Annotated in this window: 17 protein-coding genes; 4 read left to right on the top strand and 13 right to left on the bottom strand. The window is 47.6% G+C overall.

What is annotated here, in order from left to right; all coding sequences use genetic code 11:
- Positions 1-223: 223 nt before the first annotated feature.
- On the top strand, positions 224-1,183 hold the full coding sequence (gene cysK, locus BLS14_RS11205; protein WP_063565648.1) for a cysteine synthase A: 960 nt from the start codon (positions 224-226) through the stop codon (positions 1,181-1,183).
- Positions 1,184-1,324: 141 nt separating this feature from the next.
- On the opposite strand, the gene BLS14_RS11210 is transcribed toward cysK, so the two are convergent.
- A complete protein-coding gene (locus BLS14_RS11210) occupies positions 1,325-3,289 on the bottom strand; it encodes an ATP-dependent DNA helicase (protein WP_244552221.1) in 1,965 nt (654 codons plus the stop codon).
- Between the two features lie 183 nt (positions 3,290-3,472).
- On the opposite strand from BLS14_RS11210, the gene BLS14_RS11215 reads away from it, so the two are divergent.
- A complete protein-coding gene (locus BLS14_RS11215) occupies positions 3,473-5,065 on the top strand; it encodes a catalase (protein WP_090951564.1) in 1,593 nt (530 codons plus the stop codon).
- A gap of 468 nt (positions 5,066-5,533) precedes the next feature.
- Entirely contained in the window at positions 5,534-6,889 is a 1,356-nt protein-coding gene (locus tag BLS14_RS11220; RefSeq protein WP_218133139.1) for a right-handed parallel beta-helix repeat-containing protein, read from the top strand.
- Between the two features lie 219 nt (positions 6,890-7,108).
- Here BLS14_RS11220 and BLS14_RS11225 read toward each other — a convergent pair whose 3' ends face one another.
- The 10 genes from BLS14_RS11225 to BLS14_RS11275 all read right to left on the bottom strand — a co-directional run bounded on the left by BLS14_RS11225 (position 7,109) and on the right by BLS14_RS11275 (position 18,625).
- Positions 7,109-7,390 carry a DUF6809 family protein gene (locus tag BLS14_RS11225; RefSeq protein ID WP_090951567.1) on the bottom strand — a complete coding sequence of 94 codons (282 nt, stop codon included), beginning with the start codon at positions 7,388-7,390 and terminating at the stop codon, positions 7,109-7,111.
- A 390-nt stretch (positions 7,391-7,780) separates the two neighbouring features.
- On the bottom strand, positions 7,781-8,842 hold the full coding sequence (locus BLS14_RS11230; protein ID WP_176854460.1) for a DUF1648 domain-containing protein: 1,062 nt from the start codon (positions 8,840-8,842) through the stop codon (positions 7,781-7,783).
- A 284-nt stretch (positions 8,843-9,126) separates the two neighbouring features.
- Entirely contained in the window at positions 9,127-9,879 is a 753-nt protein-coding gene (gene yaaA / locus BLS14_RS11235; RefSeq protein ID WP_090951573.1) for a peroxide stress protein YaaA, read from the bottom strand.
- A gap of 217 nt (positions 9,880-10,096) precedes the next feature.
- Positions 10,097-10,975 (bottom strand): prohibitin family protein, encoded by an 879-nt coding sequence (locus BLS14_RS11240; RefSeq protein ID WP_083584859.1) that lies wholly within the window; start codon positions 10,973-10,975, stop codon positions 10,097-10,099.
- A 441-nt stretch (positions 10,976-11,416) separates the two neighbouring features.
- Complete coding sequence (locus BLS14_RS11250; RefSeq protein WP_256336362.1) at positions 11,417-12,475, bottom strand: cell wall hydrolase; 1,059 nt, start codon at positions 12,473-12,475, stop codon at positions 11,417-11,419.
- 281 nt (positions 12,476-12,756) lie between these two features.
- Entirely contained in the window at positions 12,757-13,974 is a 1,218-nt protein-coding gene (locus BLS14_RS11255; RefSeq protein ID WP_063565627.1) for an MFS transporter, read from the bottom strand.
- Between the two features lie 114 nt (positions 13,975-14,088).
- Entirely contained in the window at positions 14,089-14,904 is an 816-nt protein-coding gene (locus tag BLS14_RS11260; RefSeq protein WP_090951575.1) for a carbohydrate ABC transporter permease, read from the bottom strand.
- A gap of 178 nt (positions 14,905-15,082) precedes the next feature.
- Positions 15,083-15,955: a carbohydrate ABC transporter permease gene (locus tag BLS14_RS11265; RefSeq protein ID WP_170867933.1), complete on the bottom strand. Its 873-nt coding sequence runs from the start codon at positions 15,953-15,955 to the stop codon at positions 15,083-15,085.
- Between the two features lie 3 nt (positions 15,956-15,958).
- Positions 15,959-17,233, bottom strand: a complete 1,275-nt coding sequence (locus BLS14_RS11270; RefSeq protein ID WP_090951579.1) for an ABC transporter substrate-binding protein — start codon at positions 17,231-17,233, stop codon at positions 15,959-15,961.
- 210 nt (positions 17,234-17,443) lie between these two features.
- Positions 17,444-18,625: an LLM class flavin-dependent oxidoreductase gene (locus BLS14_RS11275; RefSeq protein WP_090951789.1), complete on the bottom strand. Its 1,182-nt coding sequence runs from the start codon at positions 18,623-18,625 to the stop codon at positions 17,444-17,446.
- 510 nt (positions 18,626-19,135) lie between these two features.
- Between BLS14_RS11275 and BLS14_RS11280 the strand changes: the two genes are divergently transcribed.
- Positions 19,136-20,008: a helix-turn-helix transcriptional regulator gene (locus BLS14_RS11280; RefSeq protein ID WP_063565624.1), complete on the top strand. Its 873-nt coding sequence runs from the start codon at positions 19,136-19,138 to the stop codon at positions 20,006-20,008.
- Between the two features lie 127 nt (positions 20,009-20,135).
- On the opposite strand, the gene BLS14_RS11285 is transcribed toward BLS14_RS11280, so the two are convergent.
- Both BLS14_RS11285 and BLS14_RS11290 read right to left on the bottom strand, forming a co-directional pair.
- Complete coding sequence (locus tag BLS14_RS11285) at positions 20,136-21,035, bottom strand: hypothetical protein (protein WP_240321456.1); 900 nt, start codon at positions 21,033-21,035, stop codon at positions 20,136-20,138.
- A gap of 32 nt (positions 21,036-21,067) precedes the next feature.
- Positions 21,068-22,435: a nucleotide sugar dehydrogenase gene (locus tag BLS14_RS11290; protein ID WP_063565622.1), complete on the bottom strand. Its 1,368-nt coding sequence runs from the start codon at positions 22,433-22,435 to the stop codon at positions 21,068-21,070.
- Between the last annotated feature and the right edge of the window lie 36 nt (positions 22,436-22,471).

The raw sequence follows: 22,471 nt of genomic DNA on the forward strand, positions 1-22,471 counted from the left end.
GGTTCACTTACTCCTTAGACTCCTCACCCTTCTGCCTAATCGAAACAGGTTGACCCCGGGAGGCTGCGTTCATTAAGATGGAATAGACATGTCTGTGCATTCCGTTCAGACTTGTAATGAAAATGGATTCCTATAAGCAACAAGCCTGCCTGCCATTAAAGGCGGACAGACTTGTTCATTGGGAATTGCTTTCAACGTCTTATCAATCAAGGAGCTGTACTTCATGGACTTGAATTCGCATTTAATTAATAATCAAACACCCGCACATACAGGCATTGCCGCAAATGTTACTGAGCTGATAGGCCAGACACCTGCCGTCAGACTGAACAGACTTACAGGTAGCGATTCCGCTGACGTATACGTCAAGCTGGAATACTTCAATCCGAGCGGCAGCGTCAAAGACCGTGCCGCCTATAACCTGATCGTTCAGGCTGAACGGGCAGAACTACTGCTTCCCGGCGCAACCATTATCGAACCAACCAGCGGCAATACCGGCATCGGTCTTGCAATGAATGCTGCTGCCAAGGGATATAAGGCCATTCTGATCATGCCGGACAACATGTCCAAGGAACGCATCAACATTCTGAAAGCCTATGGCGCAGATGTCGTGCTCACCCCTGCCGCAGAACGGATGCCTGGCGCGATTCGCAAGGCCAAAGAACTTCAGGCCGACATTCCGGGAAGTTTCATTCCCCAGCAATTCGAGAATCAAGCGAACCCGGACATCCACCGGATCACCACGGCTCCCGAAATTATGCAGCAGATGGAAGGCAAGCTGGACGCCTTTATCGCCACGGCGGGAACAGGCGGTACGATCACCGGAACGGGAGAAGAACTGCGTAAGCAGCTGCCGGACATTCGTATCTATGCGGTAGAGCCGAAAGGTTCACCTGTGCTGTCCGGCGGCGAGCCCGGACCCCACAAGCTCGTCGGTACAAGTCCGGGGTTCATTCCGGACATTCTGAATACCGACGTGTGGGATGCCATTATCCAGGTGTCCGATGAGGATGCACTGGATACGATGCGGCAGCTTGCTGCCCGGGAAGGGCTGCTACTCGGCCCTTCCTCTGGCGCTTCGGTGTGGGCCTCCCTGCGCATCGCGCGGGAACTGGGGCCGGGTCACCGAGTGCTCTGCATTGCGCCCGATACCGGGGAACGGTATTTGAGCATGGGTATTTTTTAACAAAGAAAAACTCTTACACAAGTTAAAGACTCCCCTCCAAAATGAGCGCTTGATCACAGCTGGACGTTGAATCCGCAGCGTACAAGTACTTACTCTGGAAAGGGAGCCAGTTAAGTTAAATATTCTAAATATGAATGTGAACTAGTGTGTCAGGGTTGTCCATTCTACACCTTCGGGAAGCAGAGCCGCAATGCGGTCTTTGGCTTCCTTTTTGCTGTATAACGATTCATCGAGAATCGCGGCGGTACCTGAATCACTGCTGGTCCGAATCAAACGTCCCAGACCTTGCTTCACGCGCAGCAACATGTATGGAAGATCGATCTCTTCATAAGGTGCAGCAGACGCTGTGCGTTTTGCATTAAATACAGGGTCCTGTGGTGGATACGGGAGCGACCAGATCATGACATTGGATAATGACGGTCCTGGAACGTCCAGACCTTCCCACAGATTGACGGAGCACAGTACACTCTCCTCATCCTCCTGGAAAGCGGCAATCAGGTCACTAATCTCCCGATCTCCCTCATACATAAAGCGTAACCCTTGAGCCTCAGGGACATGAACAATGTCCTGCTTGAATGCACGCAGCTCTTCCATCGTACGGAACAGAATCAGGGCACGACCCCCACTCTCCTGAAGCAACGTTACGGCGTCACGCAACCGATTTTCATTTTCCGGGTGACCAGGTACGGTTTCATCTGTAATCTTCATCTGCATTTTGTCCGCATAGTCATATGGAGAAGCCACGGAGAACGATACAAAATCATCAATCCCCAGACTGTCTGCCACATAACGGAATGAATTATCCACAGATAACGTTGCGGATGAGAAGACAATCGGAATGCCTGTGTTGAACACACGCTCGTTCAGAATTTCCTTCACGGTACGCGGCATGATCGATAAGGTTGTCTCGTCATCGCTCTGTTCAGCCCAGCAGATGTACCCATCTTCCTTACGGAACAACGCAAGGGCAGACTGAATCATGTCCAGATGTTCTTCCACTACACGCATCTGATAGCCGTCCAGCGAGAACAATCCGCTCTCAAATACCAATTCTTCGCCGATCGCATCCAATACGCTGGTCAGTCGTTCAATCTCCCGCAGCAACGGCGGTTCTACCCGCACTTCTTTCCGTTCCGATCCGGGAATGGCTACCGTATACGTATCCAGCAACGCGAACAGTCGCTCACTGCTCTCTATCGCTTCATCCACACGCTCGGCGAGGGATTCACGAATCTCACCTTCAAGCAGGCGAGTGACGAGTTCCTCGAAGATGCGGTGTTTCAATTTGTAGCTCAGTGCGTTCAGGGCCGCTTCTTCCAGCAAATGTCCTTCATCAAATACAACCGAGCTGTGATCAGGCAGCAATGGCAATTGTCCCTCGCGTTTGCGCGCTTCATAGGTCCACACATGCTCCATATAGTAATCATGGGAACAGATGATGATGTCCTTGGAACGGCGGTAGTGGTCACGTGATAACGTCAGACCACAGCGTTGACGTTTGGGACAAACGAAGCAATCCTGGAACGGGTCCCAGTTAATTTTATTCCACTGGCGATCATTCAGATGTGGATACTGTTTACGGTCACCATACGGATGGAAGGCCTGAAGCGTACCCGGCGTATTCACAAAATCCGGAAGGCTCTCATGCACCTCTTCGATCACCTGCGCATCCTCGTCCGCAAATCTCATCGCACTTAATTTATTCAGACAGACGTATTGGTCAGGTGATTTTCCCAGACGTGCATCCACTTCCAAGTCCAGATGTGCAGCCAGCTTCGCAATATCTCCGCCGGGCTTCACAAGCTGTTCAATCAAGGACTCATCAGCACAGGCAATCACCGCCGGTTTACCCGTATAACGTGCATAACAGACCGCGTAGAGCAGATAGACTAGTGTCTTGCCTGTCCCCACACCAGCCTCAGCCATAATGGTCTTTTTATCTCCATAGGCCCGTTCGAGCTGGTACGCCATAAAAATCTGTTCATCCCGTACCTCGAAGCCAGACTCAGGCAAAATATCGTAAAAAACATCGGCAACCCATTCCCCTAAACGGGATACAAAGGGCTCTGCCGGATCATATGCAAAAGGATAACGTTGTGTAGACAATCCTAGGTCAGCCTCCATTCTTCTATAAGTGGTGCATTTTTATCTAAAAACCGTCCATAGGGCAAAAGTTAATTATCCCACGCCATGAGGTGGGTGACAAGCTTTTTTTGCGAAATTTTATGTATAGAACCGGACCACAGGGAAAATATATACAGAAACCCAACTTAAGGAAAGGTGGTCTCTATGGATAACCATTCTTCACAACCTGATCATTCCTCAGACAAGGCACCCGAGACATTAACGGATCGGCAAGGCCATCCCATCACGGACAATCAGAATGTTCGAACCGTCGGCAGTCGAGGACCGACTACGCTGGAGAACTATCATTTTCTCGAAAAGATCACCCATTTTGACCGTGAACGCACCCCGGAAAGGGTTGTCCATGCCCGCGGAGCTGGCGCTCATGGTGTATTTCAGGCGTATGGAACGGCCGGAGATGAACCGGTATCGAAATACACACGCGCACGTCTGTTTCAGGAAAAAGGCAAAGAAACGCCCGTATTCGTTCGCTTCTCTACAGTTATTCATGGTGGACATTCACCGGAGACACTTCGGGACCCGCGTGGATTTGCTGTAAAATTCTATACCGAGGACGGCAACTGGGATCTGGTGGGCAACAATCTGAAAATCTTTTTCATTCGTGACCCGCTCAAGTTTCCGGATATGGTACATGCCTTCAAGCCCGACCCGTTGACCAATGCACAGGATATGGAACGGTTTTTCGATTTCGTTTCGCTCAGTCCTGAAGCCACCCATATGATTACGTTTCTCTTCTCCCCTTGGGGAATTCCGGCCAACTATCGACAAATGCAGGGGTCGGGCGTCAATACATACAAATGGGTGAATCAGGAGGGCACAGGCGTGCTCATTAAATATCACTGGGAGCCGCTCAATCAAGGCATACGCAACCTTCTCCAGAAGGACGCCAGCGATATTCAGGGGCAGAACTTTAACCACGCTACACTCGACCTGTATCACGCCATTGAACAAGGAGATTACCCGGAATGGGAATTGTGCGTTCAGGTTATGGAGGACGGCGAGCATCCAGAACTGGATTTTGATCCGCTGGACCCGACCAAACTGTGGCCGCCAGAGCAGTTTCCGTTTTTGCCGGTTGGGAAAATGACGCTAAACCGCAATCCCGAAGACTACTTTAATGAAGTGGAACAAGCAGCGTTTGGCACAGGTGTACTGGTGGATGGACTGGATTTCTCGGATGATAAACTGCTGCAAGGCCGCACCTTCTCCTACTCGGATACCCAGCGTCACCGGGTCGGTGCCAACTATCTGCAACTGCCAGTTAATGCACCCAAAAATCGGGTTGCCACCAATCAGAGCGGCGGGCAGATGCAATATCAGGTCGACCGTGCACCAGGTCAGAATCCACACGTCAACTATGAACCTTCCTCGTTGGGCGGCTTAAAAGAAGCAACCCCACGTGGCAAGGAGCATGAACCTCTTATTGAGGGTCATCTTGTTCGCGAGAAAATTGAGCGTACCAATGACTTCGGACAAGCCGGGGATACCTACCGTTCGTTTGAAGATTGGGAGCGAGACGAGCTGATCAGCAATCTGGTAGATGCTTTAGCCACATGCAAACCGGATATCCGCGAGCGCATGATCTCCCATTTCACACAAGCGGATGCCGATTATGGACGCCGGGTAGCGGAAGGATTATCCGCCGTCTCAACGGATGACAGTGCCACGGTCCAGCCCAAGCATGAGCCCACAGTGGAACAGGCCGCCAAGCGCAGCCATGAAGCAGATCCATATTAAGCACTGGCTGGTTTAGTTAAGGCGTATTTTAAGGTAAAGGACATGTTATATAGAAACGTATAGGTTCGTTAATTAACCCTCGGTAGCAAAGACTGCTTAAGCAGCTGCTATCGGGGGTATTTGGCGTTTCAACCTGAGCAACCTGTGAGCTGATCATGTGGGGCCCTTCTATTTTAAATATTTATAAGGTTGATTTCGGTTGATTGGAGGTATGGATCATGCCGTTTGCTGCGAAAAGGGGCTCTTTCTACGTTAATTTCAGATGATCCCCTGTTAAATGAGGGACATGAACTGAGCGCAGGATTATACGCTACTCATATGAATTTCCATTTCCGACCAGTTATACGAGGCTTATCAGTAGGTTGTGTCCATCTGATCAAATGATTATTGATGATAACGTTTACAACATTTACCATGAACCTGTGTCCTCTAGGACTTCATTTCCCAATTACTAAGGAGGTTTGCTTAATGAAATTATTCCCAATCACTTCTGTTCATGCATCATCTCAACGTTCGCTGAAATCGAAAATGACTCACATCTGCCTAAGTGCCGCGTTCCCACTATTATTGCTCGGCGGTGGATCGGCTGGTGCGGCGGAACTGATCGATAGCGGACTGCAAAATCCCTCTGATTCTGTGGCTGCCTCCAGCATCGCACTCGCTGCAGGTGATCTATATGTCGCACCTGGCGGCTCGGCTAGCAATCCCGGAACCCTCGCGAGTCCTACGTCACTGGCTAACGCGTTGACCCAGATCGCACCGGGTAAAACAATATATCTGCGCGGTGGCACCTACAGTTTCTCGGAAACGGTTACGATTGAGCGAGGCAACAGTGGTACATCGGGACAACGCAAGAATCTGGTGGCGTACGGATCGGAAAAGCCTATCTTTGATTTCTCGGCCCAAACCTTCGCCTCCACCAATCGCGGGCTGCAAATGTTCGGAGACTACTGGCTCGTCAAAGGACTTGAAGTGAAGGGCGCGGGCGACAACGGTATCTTTATCGGGGGCAGTTACAACCGTCTGGAACAGATCGAAGCTCATCATAACCGGGATACTGGCATCCAACTCGGACGTTATGCTTCGACTGCGGCAAACAGCGAATGGCCTGCCTATAATGAAATTATTCGCTCCTATTCCCATGATAACTATGATCCGGATGACGGAGAAGATGCGGACGGCTTTGCCGCCAAATTGACGGTTGGCCCGGGCAACCTGTTCGACGGTTGTATCGCTGCCTATAATGTGGACGATGGCTGGGATCTGTACAGCAAAACAGATACGGGCGCCATTGGCGTCGTAACGATCCGCAACAGCATCTCCCATCACAATGGGCAGACTTCGGATGGTACATCCACCTCCAATAGTGACGGTAACGGCTTCAAGCTGGGCGGCGAGAAAATCGCGGTGAATCACATCGTGGAGAACAGCATTGCTTTTCAAAATAAAAAGCACGGCTTCACCTATAACAGCAATCCCGGTTCAATCCAGATGAAAAACAATACGTCCTGGCAAAATGGCCAAAGCAACTTTGCCTTTGATGTAGGCACACATATCTTCACCAACAACCTGTCCTTCGAAGGCGGCGCCAGCGACAAAACCAGCGGAACCGACGTCAGCAGCACCAACGTCTGGTGGAAAAACAAGAAGAGCGTGAACGACAAAGGCCTGCTCGCCAGCGCAGCCGACTTTGTCTCCCTCGTACCTTCGGTGACACGCAGCGCGGATGGAACGCCTGTCCTGGGCGACTTCCTGAAGCTTGCCACTGGCAGTGATCTGATTGGGTCGGGTACGCCATCGGGTACGAATATTGGTGCGCGGTAGGTTGTAGTTAGACAGGTGTAGGTAATAATTGCGGGATTAAACACAAAAGCCCCTTCCCATGCCAGCCTGATCGGTGGTAATGGAGAAGGGAATTTTTGGGTTTGAATGATCGGGCAACCAACAGTTAATGCTAGTTACTTATGTTTTCGAATATTTTGGGCTGGTTTTGAAAGGTTACATCTGCCCTGCTCGCGTATAGGTTGGGTTAATCGTTTGCGCTCATACTCTGCACAAAACCTCGATCATCAGCCTACCGCCTGTGCGGAAACCTTGCTCAAACGCTGCTTCCACGTACATGGACGTCGATTGCCCGATTAAGTCTACCAATTCTTCCAATGCATCATATTCGTTCTCCGTATGTTGTGTCTTATAGTTCTGCATCAGGTCCGATATGCGGCGATTGATCTCCTGATACTCGGCATGCTCAGGATGAATCGACTCGTCCAACCGCAGGTTTCCGTGAAACAAATCCTCGATCAGGTTTGACATGTTATCCTTCATGGTACGGTCACCTCAGGGATATTGTAACTCAGGGGATGAGGTGAGATGATAATTTAGCGGGAAATCCGCTAGTATAACTGCGAACGTGACAAGTGGGACATCCCAACCGCTATATTAATAAAGTGGATCATCCTCTATCTAGTCGGATGTGTCTGCCGAAATATCATCTTCGAAATCCATCCAGCAGACCATTTTCCCTAAGGAACCGCTGCTTGAATATTATGTTATCTAATGCCGATTCTCCTTTTAATTGTTAATCAAGGAAGTGGATTTTCGTTTTCCCACCTCTCAACTGCTCTTGTCTAATGTGAATGGCGTCTAATTTTGAAGCGAAAATATTTATTTGTTGAAAGCTAGAATACTCCGCTGAGTATTAACCTCCAAGCCTTGTTACCGCACCACAACTAACAGTACAATAATTCCGAGACAAGTCAGCCAGCTTACTGGGTGACCGAAATTTAATCCCCAGCCGACTCCGAACCTTTTCTCGACCATTAGGTTTGGATCTTTGCGATTGAAATAAATCATACCTAATAGCCATTTATCATCATCATGGACAGGTCTGACATTGGAGGAATCGTCAGATCGCTCCAAGCGGCTTCCGCCCTGACCAGCCCAGAACGATAAGGCGAAGGCGTATAGGATGATAAAAGCTATTATAATTAGGATAATGGGGATAGCGAAATTGATGTTAAGTAGAGATATCATGTTTAGTTGCACAACGGAAAACAGGATAACTATTAAGAAGCTTGCTGTAATCATAAAATATGACCAAGTACGGCGGAATGTTACGTCTTGTCTGATGGAACGGTTAGGATCAGTGGGTTGAACCTGATGCTTCACTCTGCGAATACTCCAATTCTCAAATATGAACAAAAGTGTTATGAACACTTGCATTATCGTAGGCATAAACACAGAACTATAAGATTTAGCTGCATAGCGGTCTACGTTCCAGCTGCTGTTGAAATGGATCGGAATCTGATCAGGAATAAGATCGTAGTTGCGTAGCACAGTTAGAATACTAACACCAATAATTAAAAAATGAATGAGGAACCAATTACTAGACAAGCCAATGTTTCTTTCCCGAAATTCAGTGTCCACTGCCATGATCGATGGTTCCGGAGCAGTAGGCAGCATAGGTAGTAAACTTTTCATTTTGAAATGATAGCTAATGTTTATGACTAGGGAGATTACGACCATGGCGAGTGAATAAGTGACAATGATCCAACTTTGTTGCTTGGAATGTTCAACGTATATTAGGCAGATGATGCAAACAATGAATAGGATGGTATGTAAGGTAGCACTAATCCTAGCATATGATTTCCGCATCTGGCGCAGAGGCTCACTGTGGAATTGTGCAGCGCTGACGGTGACCCCAAAACTAATCGTCTCTCTTGTTAAATAAGGCATGCTTACCATGAGTACAATGGTAGGTACAAATACAAAGATCATTACCATAACAGGCATTATCGTTATATCATTCGCCTCCTCTTATACATAAGTGTGTATTCGAAAACTCTATAACCCTTATAGCATAGGGGAATCATCACTATGCCTTTTTGCGTATGATTATCCTATTAAATTAGGATAGGTAATCGACTTGAACATAAATTTAATTATAATCGCTTTTAGTGACTACAGGGGCGAAATTAACAATTTATCCAGATTTTTTGTTACGTAGAGTTACTCATCTGACAACTGCAAGATGTACATCAAATCCATCGCTGTAAAACTAGCTATTTCTCCTCTGAATATATAAATACATAATTACTCTCATCCGACTTCTCTTCTGAGAAAACAAAACCTAACCGATCAAAATTTCTGATATCCTTCACATCTGTAATTTTACGCTCTGCCATATATCGTACCATCTCACCTCTGGCCATCTTGGCCCTGGTTGCCTTTTCAATGACTTTGCCCTCGACCATTTGTCCAAATACACAAGTGATAAATCGGGTTTCCTCCCTCAGAAAAGGCGTGATGTTTTTGCTATACTCTTTTGAAGCCAAATTCAGAATACAGTCGCTTTCCGATTGAAGCTGCTCTGCCAATTTGCTGCCCCAGAACTGATAAAGGGACTTGAACGCCGAACCTTGAAACTTGCCCTGCATCTCCAACCGATAAGGAGTGACCCCATCCAAAGGCCGTAACATGCCATAAAAACCGGATAATATGCGCAAATGCTGCTCCAGATACGCCAGTTCCTCCTTTTGCAACACACCTGGCGACATATACTGATACTGAATACCCTCATAGGCATAGATGGCTGGGGTAAGATTTGCTTTTATATTCATATTCCGGATCCGCTCCACGTTCTGTTCGGCGATTGCATCGTTACACTTCCACATTGCTTTGAGTTCATCATAGGTTAACTTTTGAAGCAAACTGAGTAGCTGTTCTGATTCGTTTATAAAATGCGGCATCTGTGTCATAGCCATAAGATCGGTATCGATCTTCATCTTTTTAGCTGGTGATATAATAATCCTCATCGTGCTGATCCATCCTTAATCTACCGTTGTTTTTGTCGTTATTCATTGTACAGGATTGGCTAGGTGAATCCAATATCTAGGCTTAACTAAATCCATTCATGGTGCCTTTGAAATGACTCAAAAATGAACAAGTCAGCCCACGATTGGACCGGCTTGTTCATTAGAATTCAACACATTAAATTGTTGAAAAAGTAAGGGGTGCATATCAAACCGCTAATTAGGGAGATACGCTCCCCGCGCTGCTATTTTGCTCTGTTTTTGTAGTCGGCAATTGAATCATTGGCGTATTTGACCCACTTACATATGGAAGGGCTCCATCCCATTTCTTGATGGTTTCATATTCAACGAGTTGACTCGATAATGATTGTTGAAGCTCTTTATTTGCTTTAGCTTGACCTTCTGCTTCAATCAATAGTTTGTCTGCATTACCTTGCGCTTCCACGCGCTTACGATCTGCTTCTTTCTTGGCGATCTCAAGTTCAGTCGTTTTACGTTCCAGTTCTTGTGAAGCTTCGACACGCTTATCGATTGCTTCCTGAGTCTTAGCATCAGGTTGAGGAACACCTACAGTAACGTTCGATACAATAAATCCTAACTCTTTAACGTCATCAGAAAAACGTTGTTGAACATCCACTCCTGCTTCGGATGACTTTTCACCATAAACATCAATGACTGTAAACTTAGAAATACCTTTACGAGCTGCGTCGCGGAAACGTGTTTTGAGATATGTATCCTCAATTTCTTGAATGCTAATTGGCCCAAAAGTATTGAATATAGAAGATACTTTACTTGGTTCTACTTGGTAGTTGTAAGCAAAATCAATTGTGATGTTTTTCCCATCAGAAGTTGCAATCTGAATATCTCTGTATTCAACCGTTTGAATTCGGATCGGATATTTGGTTACTTTATCAAACGCTCCAACGAGTTTCCACCCTTGACTTAGTGTACTATCTTTTACGCCTCCATTGGGTGAATAGACGACCCCAACATATCCATTAGGAATTCGTGTTAAAAAGAAGGTCACCAGTAACACTCCCACAATAATAACTACTGCAACCGCAATAGCCCCTACTTTAAACGTCTTTGAATTTTCCATCACCATTCTCCTCTTGTTTGAATTTATTGTATTTCTTCAGCAGTCTACCACCTATTTTATTGAATAGCGGGAACATTAATGACCATAGAATAAATGCTAGGATAAAGATTAAAATGATTCCCCCAATAAATGGCATATTCGTCCTCCCCTCTATGGATGTAACCGAGTACAAATTTATAAATAGCAACTAATTATATCCTCCTTTATATATACTTTGTAAAATCGTATTCGGTTTCAATGATATTCAGACACCATTCCAATATTCTTCTACCGCTGTCAATTGAAAAAGAGGGACATAATAATACGGAAGATTTTCCCAATCCCCTCGCCTGCACAATCAAAATATAAAAGAAACCCCGGTAGCACGTCTGCATTCAGCAGCGTACAGCCGAGGTTCATCATTATCATTTCAAATAATACATTATTTATCTCTACTTAAACTCACCTTGTAAAATCATGCTGCCCAATCGTCAGCAACGTTGGTCTGCTCTTACTCCACAACGAAGTTGCAATCTTCGGATTATAATAATAAAGTGCTCCGTGTGTTGGATCAGTGCCATTCAAAGCTTTACGAGCTGCCTGATAGGAAGTCTGGGTTGGCTTCGTATTAAACTGTCCATCGTCTATGGCTGTGAACTGCCCTTTTTGGAAAATTACTTTCGGAATTGATGACGGGAATGCATTCGAATGCACTCGATTCAGGACGACCGCGCCTACAGCAACCTGTCCTTCAAAGGACTCTCCGCGTGCTTCCCCATGAATCAGCTTCGCAAGCTGGCGCAGCGTGTTACCTTGGGCTGCTGCCTTCTTGTTCAGTCTGTTCAGTGTTGCCGGGCCTGCAATCCCATCCGCACTCAGCCCCTGAGCCTGCTGGAACTTACGGACAGCGCCTTTGGTGATAGAGCCATAATACCCCGTCAATCCAGCTTTAAAATACCCCAATTCGTTTAACTGCTCCTGCAATTGCAGTACATGTTCACCGCGAACGCCTTGTTCCAGCTTCTGCGCTCCGGCAGGCGGAGCTGCCATCGTGAGACCGAGAGCCATTGCGAAGGCACCGAGAAGCACACTGACTCGTCCTGCTCTTTTGCCAGCCTTTCTCCCTCTGCGATGGGTGATTTTCCGGCTAATGGTAATAGGTTCCATGTGGTCGGTGCTTGTGTGCAAATCATGCAGATCAAGCCTCTCATCCCCGCTATCTAATCTAAACTCTTCATCAAGGCTGTAGATATAGCTCGTCATCTTCATCTGGTTCATTTCTTTTATCTCTCTAACAGGAGTAAGATCAATCACATCATATCTCCCGTTTATCTCACTCATCCTATCGTTGCCATTATAGCTGTACATCACATTCATACCGACATTCTCAATCACACGTATCAGTTCACACATGCTATTCTGTCCACTCATCATTTGCTTTTCATTCATTTTATTCTTCTCATTCATCATATTCTTTTCAATCATTTCACACGTCTGATCCATTTCATTACTGTTCTTCATGATTAGATTAACCTCCACTTTTCTGAATCCAGATCCCACTTTTTCCCCCTGAATCCTCACGGCCCTACATCCCGAGTGTCATTATAGGATATAGAAAAAGTAACGTCTATCGGACCGATGGCGCAGGCGAAAATCCACTCTAAACACAGCAAAAAGAGACATGAGCCCATGGTCACGCCATAGTCATGCCTCTTCTTGTATCAACCTTCTGCCGCTTATCCACCCCGTTATAGTCGTAGGCAGGCAGACCCGCACAAAAGTTGCGTTGTATTTATTGACATTTATTCGGCCAGTTCCAGACCCTTGGTTTCCCGGCCCAGGAACAGCACAGCCGCAGCGCCAATGAGGATGGTCACGAAGAATATCGTGAAAATTAGGCTGATTGCGACTTCACGCTGAACCAGCATACCAACCATTAATGGAGCAAGCACGCCCCCAATCCGGCCTACCGATGTAGCAAGACCCACACCTGTTGAACGAACGGAAGTGGGGTACAATTCCGGACTGTATGCGTACAGACCGCCCCAAGCTCCCAGATTGAAGAAGGAAAGACAGATACCTGCGGTCAGGATCGTCGCTTCCGTTGTTGCCAGTCCAAAAGCAATCGCACTTACTGCTGTCAATGTAAGATAAACGACAAGTACAAATTTGCGGCCAAACCGCTCAATGAAGTACGCCGCTGTGAAGTAACCTGGCAGCTGTGCGATCGTCATAATCAGCACGTACTGGAAGCTTTTGACCAGCGTAAAGCCTTTTGCCATAACAACCGACGGCAACCACAGGAACATGCCATAATAAGAGAAAATGACGGTAAACCACAAGATCCAGAGCATCAACGTTGTGCGGCGATGAGGTGCCGACCAGACCGTCGCTACCTTTTCGCGGAACGTGATTTTCTTAATCTTGGTATTGTTCTTGTAACGAGGCGGGTCCTGAATGGCACGGCGCAGATACAGCGCATAGAACGCTGGAACGGCACCAATGGCAAAAGCAATTCTCCAGCCATATTCCGGGATAACAAAGTTGGCAATGAGTGCCGATACAATCCAGCCACCTGCCCAGAAACTCTCCAGTAGTACAACTGCACGTCCACGTTCTGCCGTAGGCATCGACTCCGATACCAATGTAGATGCCACGGGCAGCTCTCCGCCGAGGCCGATACCTGCAATCAGACGCAGTACACACAATACAGCGAATCCGGTGGCCAAGGCTGACAGACCGCTCGCGATCGTAAAGATCAGTAGGGTCCACATCAAAATGGCCTTTCGGCCGAAACGGTCCGCAAGTGCCCCCGCAAGCAATGCACCGAGCGCCATACCGATGGAGTTGATACTCGTAAGCACCCCGACTTGTCCAGGGCTGAGACTCCATTCCTTGGCGAGTGCAGCCACGATGAAGGAAATCATGCCGACTTCCATTGCATCAAACAGCCAGCTCATGCCGGCACTGAACAGCAGCTTGCGCTGCTTGGGATTCCGCAATACTTCCAGTTTGCTCATGTCTTATAGCTCCCTTGATCTCTATGTAGTCATTCTGACACTAAACCATTATTATGCAGAATGATCCAGAAATCAATGTAAAATACGCATATCCGTTGATCTTCTTCCTATACCTTACCCCTTGAGTGAACCCGCTGTCAGACCTGCTACAAAATAACGCTGGAGCAGAATGAACAGCACGATCATCGGAATGGCTGTTACCAGTACACCGGTGAGCATCATCGGATAGTTGGTCACGTATTCCCCGCGGAACTGCATGAGTGCGAGTGGTAACGTCAGCTTGGACTTACTGCTGAGCATCAGCATCGGAATGAGCAGATCATTCCACACCATAACGAGCAGGAACGTGGCTGTAGCTGCCAGAGAAGGTGCGGCGAGTGGTAGGGCAATCCGTGTATAGAGCCTCCACTCGCTTGCTCCATCCATACTGCCCGCTTCCAGTATTTCCGCATTCAGCATACGCATGAAGCCCGTCAGCATAAATACGGAGACCGGCATCAGCATCGCGGCTGAAACTATAATTAGTCCTGTCAGACTGTCCGACCATCCGAGCGTACGCGTCAGGGAATAGATCGGCAGCATGCTCACTTGGGAAGGAACGATCAGACCTGCAACGAACAAAGCAAACACAATTTTGCCCACACTGCCACCCCAGCGAACAATGGCATAAGCAATCATGCTGCTGAGCAACAACTCAATCGCAACGGTACCCAGCGTTACGACCAGACTGTTCCCGAAATACTGCCACATCGGCTGGTTGCGGAACATGCCAGTGAGATTGTCCCATGTAAACGGGTCCGGCCAGCTAAATGGACTGATGAAGAAGTTGCTGCTCGTTTTGAACGATGACACAAATACAAAGTACAGCGGCACAAGAATTAACAGGGCGTACACCAATAGGATCAGTCGATTGAACCATTTTAAAACCATAGGAACCCCCTCCCTTCTTCTTTAAGTCTTTTAGGTCTGCTCAGGCATCGTTCTCATTCAAGTTTTCTGCCCTAAAGTCATTTCAACGTAATGAAATCCAGAACTCGTTCAATAATTCGTTTAACAATTAGAATACTCACGACTCACCTATTCACGAACATATCAATCCGTCCAATCGTTAATAGCTTACCCGGTCGGCACGCAGCGCCTTGAACTGCAATAACGTCAGCAAAGCGAGCAGAACCAGGAAGATCATCGAACCCGCAGAAGCCAGGCCAAATGAGTAGCTGCCAAAGGCGGTGTGATAGATATAAGTTGTCAAAATTTCAGTAGCATAGTTCGGGCCTCCGTCTGTCATCGTGAAAATGAGATCAAAAGCCTTGAAGGATTGAATCGTGGTATAGGCCACGACAATCGTTGCCGAAGGTGCAAGCAGAGGCCATGTCACGGTACGGAATACCTGCCATTTGCTGCCGCCATCCATACGTGCTGCTTCATACAGCTCCGCTGGAATGCCTTGCAGACCTGCGATAAACACGATCATCATCTGCCCGGCATGTGCCCAGACCTGTACCGCGGCAATCGAGTAAATTGCGATCTTCGGATCACCAATCCAGTTGTGGGCAAAGCTCCCCATACCAGCCTCGTTCAAACCATAGTTAATGAGCCCGATGGAAGGATCGTACATAAAAGCCCAGATCAAACCCACCGATACAGAGGACAGAATCGCAGGCAGAAAATAGAGCGCCCGGAGTGCGATACGTGTCTTGGTGTTACGTACCAGGAGCAGCGCCAGAACAAGTGAAATAAAGGTTTGCGCAATGACAACCGTTAACATGAACTCGACGTTGTTGCCAAAGGCTTTGCGAAATACGATGCTGCTGAGACTGTCCTTGTAATTATCCAGCCCTACAAATGCATACGACGGGGATACCCCGTCCCAATCCGTAAAGGAATAGAACAGCCCCGTCAATGTAGGAAATACGAACAGTGCAACGTACAGCAGCAACCCGGGTAACAAAAACAGGGATAGCTGAATACGGTTCTTCATCGTTTATTTCCCGATATGCTGATCAATGATCGCCTGTGCCTGCTGCGCTGCTTCTTCAGGAGAAGTTCCGCTCAGTACAGCCTGAATGGAGTTGGTTACTGCTTTCTGATTATCTCCGTTCAGGATAGTGAACCGTGGCTGGAACACGGTCTTTTTGCTCGCCCAATCTCCGGCAACCTGGAGCTCAGGTGTATCGTACTTCACATCATTCACCGTTACATTCTGTCCCGTCTGGTTCGCATATTCGCCAGCCACTTCCGGATTGCTCAGGAATTCGATGAACTTCTTCGCTTCTTCGGGGTGTTTGGACTTACTGTTCACCGCAAGCATAAATGTCGTGGTATGAACGCCTTCATACTTCGCCTGATCGGCACTCACCGTAATCGGTGCAAGCAGCTTCTGCTCCAGATTCGGATTTTGAAGCTTGTTCTGAGCCAGCTGATAAGATCCGCTTGCCAGCATGGCTGCTTTCTCCTGGATAAAGAGTGCTCCCGCTGCCGGGTCTTTCGTTCCCAGTGCGTCCTGCTGGAAGTATCCTTTGTCGTTCAGTTCTTTGATTTGAGTTAATGTTTTCACCCAAAACTCATCCGTCAGTTTGGCCTCTCCGGCTTCCACTTTGGTAAAAATGTCGTCACTCGGTGCATTGTTCATCACCATCGTATTCATGAATTGGCCTGGACCAATATCCGCTCCAGCAAATGCAATCGGAATGATGCCGTTGTCTTTCAGCGTCTGGCATAGTGCCAGGAAGCCTTCCCAATCCGTTGGCGGGGTCAATCCATATTTTTCGAACAACTTCACATTGTAGATTGGATCGTTATATACGAGTTGATAAGGAATTGCATTTTGCTTGCCATCGTGCTGGCCTGCTTCAATTAGCTTAGGATTGTATGCAGACAGAAACGACGATCCAGTCAGATCAGTGAACAATCCGGCTTTGGTGAAGGCTTCGAACTGTGCACCAGGGAAGGAAGCAAATACATCCCCAACTGAACCGTCACTGATTTTGGATTGTACAGTGGATTGATATTGGTCTGAAGGAAGAGTCTGCATTTCCACATGGATGTTTGGATTTTCCTTTTCAAACGCATCAATCGTCTTGTTCAGTGCTTCCACATCCTCTCCACGCCAGTGCATGAAGCTGATTGTTACTTTGCCCGAACCGGAGGAATCGCCCCCTCCTGATGCCGCGTTATCCCCGCCGCCGCAGGCAGACAGCAGGATGGACATTACCAGCATACTGACAAGGGGCAGGATATATTTTTGTTTTTTTCTCATGAAAGAAGACCTCCTGAAAGATGTTATATAAGTTGAACGAATGATTTACACTGTATCACTACGCGTTCAGAACAATCTTCCAATCGCTGTTATCCCCGAATTTCTTTGAATTATTTCTTCAATGGTTAAAATCCGGGGATAAAGGCGAACGCTTCGCTTTTCCAGATTTGTTTTGAACGCTTCGTTATCGTGTAAAAAAGGTTAACTTATTTAGTTGGTAGTAACTGAATGTTGCTTCTGTCTTGTTTTCCACTTCTCACGAATAATCGGCATAACCGTGCGGCCGAAAATTTCGGCTTCTTCCAGATGCGGATATCCCGACAATATAAATGTGGTCACGCCCAGATCCCCATATTCCATCAATCGTTCTGCGACCTGTTCCGCTGTACCGACAATGAGGATCGCTCCGCCTGAACGTACAACGGACAAACCTGTCCACAGGTTGGGACCTACGACAAACTGCTGCTTCTCGGACAGTTCCCGCAACTCATTCTGTCTGCGTTGGTTGGTCGCATCCGTCTCCGCAAAGATAGCCTTGGCTTTCTCGATGGCCTCTGGTGGGACTTTGCTAATAATCTCCCAAGCCGCCGCCCATGCTTCTTCTTCCGTATCCCGGATGAGTACTTGTGCCCGCATGCCGTAACGCAACTGGCGATCTTGTCCTGTTTCCTCTTTGATCTGTCCACGAATGACTTCAATTTCTTCGATCTGCTCCTGAATCCAGTCATGCGGCTCGCCCCACATGAGGAATGTATCTGCGTGTTCAACAGCGACCCGTTTCGCAATCGGTGAACTTCCACCCAAGTAGAACGGCGGATACGGATTTTGCACCGTTTCAGGCATGCCTACCGGACCTTTGAAATTATAATACTTACCGTTAAACTCCGAATTGTCTTCGGATGCTTCCTGATTCGATATGGCACCACTTCCAGCAAACTCGGTCAGATTGAGCCCGGCCGATTGTGTCCATGAACGCTTCATCACTTCCATGTACTCGCTCGCCCGTTCATAACGTTCATCATGGGCATGAGCCAGTGGATCTCCCAGTTCCTCCAAATCCCGAACCGAACTGCCTGTCACCACATTGATCATGGCACGACCGCCAGACAGTTGATCCAGTGCCGCTCCCATACGCGCCGCCAATACAGGGGTGACCAGACCCGGTCGAATGGCCACAAGTGGACGCAGTGTTTTCGTGTGACTCATGACAGCCGAACCCACAACCCACGCATCCAGACAGGCTCCCCCTGTCGGAATCAATACAAATTCAAAACCTGCCGTCTCCGCTGTCTGCGCTACTTGAACCAAATAATCCAGACTCGGTTCCCGCTCCGGGGCAACTCCTACATATTTTCCGTCTCCTGCTGTAGGCAAAAACCAACCAAACTTCATCTCTTCCTGTTCGCTCACGCAAGTCAATCCCTTCTATAAATAAAGTCTCATGTTAAAAATAAGATCGGTGTTGTGCACATTGGCCGTTCCGGTTACGAATCGTTCTTTCGATCACTGTTATATCCAGATTTTTTTGATTTCCTTTTCAAAGGGGAAAATCCGGAGATAAAGGTGAACGCGTTGCTTCTTCAGAATCGATTTCGTCCCCTTCACTACGTTCGCACTCGTTAAACCTTATTTTTAAAGTACGCCTAATTTCTAATCATTTTATAAGTTACTGCACTCCCAAATGCCGATTAATTAACTTGGTTTAATAGGTATGGACATCATAACAATTGATTTGTCTGTGATCAATGTCATTTCGCGGCCATTTTATTTTGTCATTTTGTGGTGAATTCACAGGAATAGGTCTTCTCGATCTTGAATATTCACAAAACCCACCTGTATAATAGGTTATAAGAGAAACTTTCAGAGATTACAAACTATACTTATATTAAAGAGGTGTTCCTGATGATCGAGAGCATGAAGGAGGACCACCACGAGTTTTTGGATATTATTTTTTTTACTCCGTCTGAATTCGAGAAAGCCGGTGGAGCATGGCCGATTCGAATCGGTCGTAATATAGCCAAGAGCAACTATCATATCGGCCCTCGAACGACGCCTTTTCATTATTTAATTTTTGTTCTGGAGGGCGAGGGAACTTTCATACAGAACGGACATCGTTATTCCCTGCGTGCCCGCGATGCATTCTGCCTGTATCCACAGGTTACCCATGAGTACTGGTCCGACCCAAAGGAATCTTTGCACAAAATTTTCATTGCCTTTGATGGAAAACATGCAGCTGAACTTTTGGCACGAATCGGGCTTACTCCAGACGCGCCGCATCGTTCAGGCGTACTCACGCCGGAGACGGCAAGTGGCATGCGTGCTTTTATGGAAGAGGTTCGCAAACCTCAGGGAGGCGCAAGCGACCTGGGACGACTTACCCGTTTTCTCGGATTGTTTGACCGGATTGCCAAATCCCCTGCTACCCGAGTGCTTCAACCAGACTCTGCCACACCCTGGCTGCAAAAGGGCAAGGAGTACATGGATATTCACTTTGCCGGCGGCATTACCGTGGAAGGTGTATCTTCTCACGCTGGCGTGGATCGGACCCATTTTGCCAAACAATTCCGTAAAGCCTACGGCCTGTCTCCTGTCCAGTATATTCAACGTCTCAAAATGAATCAGGCCAAACGGTTGCTTGTTCAGACCCCGTTAACGTTAACTGAAGTAGCGCATTCGGTGGGTTACCCTGATCTGTTTTCTTTCTCCAAAGCGTTCAAAAAGCAGGTGGGTCTGCCACCCAACCGATATCGAACGGCCGAGAACAATAAAAGCTGATTTGTCGCCATCCGCATGCTAACGAATAGCAAAAAAAGGCAAGCCTCCTTGATCGGAGACTTGCCTTTTCCTCATTACATATTACAGTGCTCTTTCTTAAACTGCATATACCTATTATATACACCCGCTACTTCTTCTCCTCGCTCTTTCGAGCCAGCGGAATTCCGTTTTCCTTTGCATACCATGCTTCATAATGATGCACCGCAACACCTGCAAAAGATGAATGAGAAGCGCCGAGATCAAACACTTTCTTCATTTCTTCGTCCATATTGGTGATAGATTTGCTGAAAAAGGTTAGATGATCGCCCTCATGCGTATCAGCCAGTTCGGCTCCAACCCATACCTTCTTGCCAAGCTCATCCGCTTCATCCAGCTCTTCCTTGGACAGATCATACATCTGCTGACCACGATCCCGATAGGCCATGATGGCTACCGCATCAAAGTGATCAATCACCCAGCGGCTGAATGTACCTCCGCCTTCTGCCGACTCGCGAGCATCCAGCCAGAAAGGGATTGCGGCACTCATGTAGAGTCCGGCATCATTACCAGCTTTGGTCCACGCCTTCATGTTGTCGCTCCACTCCGCAATAACGCTATTCTGCTCGTTCTCCCAGCGTTTTAGCTGATAAGGCTCAACATCCAGCTGAATTCCCTCAAAGCGTTCATTTTTGGCCGAAGCTGCATTATATGCCCGTACTTTTTCAATAAACGCAAGTCCCTCTTCCCGCTTCTCCGTATAGGCCCAGTCTGCATGACCGTTAAGGGCATGTACTTCGATCTCAGCCTGCCTCGCAGCCGCGATGAATTTGCGGTATGTCGCATCGGGTACCTCATCCTGAATTTGCAGGAAAATGGTATTCACGCCCTGCGCCTTGGAGAAGGAGATAATTTCAGGCGTCTGCTCTGCAATAATGGAAGCGTCCCACAGCCAGGTCGCTTTGTGTTCCTCATGTGAAAACCATTTGAGTAGCCAGGGCAGAAGAAGCAGGCAGAACAGCAGGGCCAAGATGGCCCATTTTGCCTTCACCGACAGTTTGCCCCACTTGTTCGTTATATTCCTCAGACGAGCAACGCTTCACTTGGCTCAAGCACAGGGTGCTGTACCGAATGACCAATCTTGTAAATGTGCGGATGTGGATACGTTTTGAACGCATTACGTGTATCCAGAATCGGCACGCCCATCTCGGCAATATCAAAGTAAGGCAAATCGCTGTGGTTGGTGATCAGCACGATGCAGTCGTACTTCTTGAACTGTTCCAAGTTGAACACTTCGCTATATACCGTCTCGCCATGCTTGTCCAGGAACGATTCAGCATGTGGATCATAATAGCTGACATTGGCTCCACCTTCCTTGAACTGTTCATAGATTTCCAGTCCTGGAGATTCACGCAAATCGGCAATATTCGGTTTGTACGACATACCAAGCAACAGAATGTTGGATTTACGTACCGATTTCGCGTACTCATTCAGAATGGTTGATGTTTTGTTCAGTACATAATATGGCATATTGTCATTGGTGGATTGTGCCAGCTCAATGAACTTGCTGTAGAAACGGAATCCTTTAGCCTTCCAGGACAGGTACATCGGATCAAGCGGGATGCAGTGACCGCCGATGCCAGGGCCCGGATAGAAAGGCATGAAGCCAAACGGCTTCGTCGCAGCTGCGTCGATAACTTCCCAGATATCGATGCCCATACGGTCACACATCATGGCCATTTCATTAACAAAGGCAATGTTTACGCTGCGGAATGTATTTTCCAGCAGTTTGGACATTTCAGCCACTTTTGGCGAAGATACAGGTACAACTGTTTCAACGTATTTGCTGTACAACGCTGTTCCCAGTTTGAGGCAAGCTTCAGTTGTGCCCCCGATTACTTTTGGTGTATTAAAAGTAGTGAATCGTCCGTTGGACGGGTCCACACGTTCAGGCGAGAAGCACAGGAAGTAGTCTTTGCCTGCTTCATGTCCGATTTTGTCCAGCTCATCCTGGATCAGCTCTTCGGTTGTACCTGGATAAGTGGTGCTCTCCAAGGTAATCAGCATGCCTGGTTTCATGTGCAGTTTAATCTGATCCACAACCGTCTCGATATAAGACGTATCCGGGTCCTGATTTTCACTAAGCGGTGTAGGTACGCAGATGCTCAACGCATCGATCACGCGCAGCATGCTGTAATCCGTTGTAGGCTGGAAGCGGCCGCTTTGCATCACTTTTTTCAATTCCTCGGACGAAATATCGTGAATATAGGAATCTCCCTGATAGATGCTCTCCACTTTGGATGCATCCAGATCAATCCCGATTACCGTGAAACCCTGATTGACCATTTCCACCGCAAGTGGTAATCCTACGTAACCGAGCCCGACCACGCCGAGCACCGCTTCTTTATTTTCGATCGCATTCAGTAATGTGTGGAATTGTTGATTCTCCATGATATTCCCTCCGGGCAGTGTATTTGTTTGGTTGAT

The organism is Paenibacillus sp. OK060, from assembly GCF_900101205.1.
Classification (GTDB): Bacteria; Bacillota; Bacilli; order Paenibacillales; family Paenibacillaceae; genus Paenibacillus; species Paenibacillus marchantiae.

Excerpts from the sequence above, each read along its gene's own strand:
- cysK (WP_063565648.1), top strand. The coding sequence starts at position 224 with ATGGACTTGAATTCGCATTTAATTAATAATCAAACACCCGCACATACA.
- BLS14_RS11215 (WP_090951564.1), top strand. The coding sequence starts at position 3,473 with ATGGATAACCATTCTTCACAACCTGATCATTCCTCAGACAAGGCACCC.
- BLS14_RS11220 (WP_218133139.1), top strand. The coding sequence starts at position 5,534 with ATGAAATTATTCCCAATCACTTCTGTTCATGCATCATCTCAACGTTCG.
- BLS14_RS11225 (WP_090951567.1), bottom strand. The coding sequence starts at position 7,390 with ATGAAGGATAACATGTCAAACCTGATCGAGGATTTGTTTCACGGAAAC.
- BLS14_RS11230 (WP_176854460.1), bottom strand. The coding sequence starts at position 8,842 with ATGATCTTTGTATTTGTACCTACCATTGTACTCATGGTAAGCATGCCT.
- yaaA (WP_090951573.1), bottom strand. The coding sequence starts at position 9,879 with ATGAGGATTATTATATCACCAGCTAAAAAGATGAAGATCGATACCGAT.
- BLS14_RS11240 (WP_083584859.1), bottom strand. The coding sequence starts at position 10,975 with ATGGAAAATTCAAAGACGTTTAAAGTAGGGGCTATTGCGGTTGCAGTA.
- BLS14_RS11250 (WP_256336362.1), bottom strand. The coding sequence starts at position 12,475 with ATGAAGAACAGTAATGAAATGGATCAGACGTGTGAAATGATTGAAAAG.
- BLS14_RS11255 (WP_063565627.1), bottom strand. The coding sequence starts at position 13,974 with ATGAGCAAACTGGAAGTATTGCGGAATCCCAAGCAGCGCAAGCTGCTG.
- BLS14_RS11260 (WP_090951575.1), bottom strand. The coding sequence starts at position 14,904 with ATGGTTTTAAAATGGTTCAATCGACTGATCCTATTGGTGTACGCCCTG.
- BLS14_RS11265 (WP_170867933.1), bottom strand. The coding sequence starts at position 15,955 with ATGAAGAACCGTATTCAGCTATCCCTGTTTTTGTTACCCGGGTTGCTG.
- BLS14_RS11270 (WP_090951579.1), bottom strand. The coding sequence starts at position 17,233 with ATGAGAAAAAAACAAAAATATATCCTGCCCCTTGTCAGTATGCTGGTA.
- BLS14_RS11275 (WP_090951789.1), bottom strand. The coding sequence starts at position 18,625 with ATGAAGTTTGGTTGGTTTTTGCCTACAGCAGGAGACGGAAAATATGTA.
- BLS14_RS11280 (WP_063565624.1), top strand. The coding sequence starts at position 19,136 with ATGATCGAGAGCATGAAGGAGGACCACCACGAGTTTTTGGATATTATT.
- BLS14_RS11290 (WP_063565622.1), bottom strand. The coding sequence starts at position 22,435 with ATGGAGAATCAACAATTCCACACATTACTGAATGCGATCGAAAATAAA.